General features: G+C 74.8%; 1 protein-coding gene. It reads right to left on the reverse strand.

The genetic code is table 11. The features are described 5' to 3' along the window. Positions 1 to 499 (reverse strand): DUF2293 domain-containing protein (locus JHN63_RS51765; RefSeq protein WP_200692041.1); only part of this gene is annotated, 499 nt, incomplete at its 3' end. Between the last annotated feature and the right edge of the window lie 155 nt (positions 500 to 654).

Genomic DNA, 654 nt, shown 5'->3' on the forward strand with positions numbered 1-654 from the left:
CCACCCGCCCGCTGCCCCGCGCCGAGGCATGCGCGGCGACGTCCCGGGCCCGGGCCTCGGGGCAGCCGGGGAACAGGCGTCGTATCTCCGCCGCGAACGCCTCCGCGAACCGCACGTCCGCCGCGGCCCGCCGCCCCGCGTCCCGGGCCCGTCGGCGCCGACGTGCCTCCGCGTCCGCGAGGCACCGCCGCTCGGCCCGGGCGAGCCCGGCCTCCTCGACGAGGACGCCCTGCCGCTCGTACCGGCTCCGGCGCCGGTTGAAGCGCACGACCACCGCCGACAGCGCGCTCTCCTCCCGCGCCCTGCGCGTCAGCGCGGTGTCGCCGCGCGGCAGGAACACCAGATGCCCGAGATCCACGCAGTCGAGACACCGCGGCACACCGCCCTCGACGACCAGCAACGGCAAGGGCCCCCGACGACACTCGGCGCAGTGCCGCTTCCTCAGCGGTTGAACGACCAGAAGTCCACTGCGGGGCAGGGCAGTTGCGAACGGTGCCATACGAGATGCATTCCCTCCTGGTGCGAGCCTGTCTCCTACGCCCTCCGCGATCCATCGCGCGGAACGAACACCGACACACGCGTGCGGTGCCGGCTCGGCGTCTCGATCTCGTCGAGCACCGCCACGGCCAGATCCGCGTACGACAGCCCGGGCGC

This window comes from Streptomyces sp. MBT65, from assembly GCF_016612545.1.
Lineage (GTDB): Bacteria > Actinomycetota > Actinomycetes > Streptomycetales > Streptomycetaceae > Streptomyces.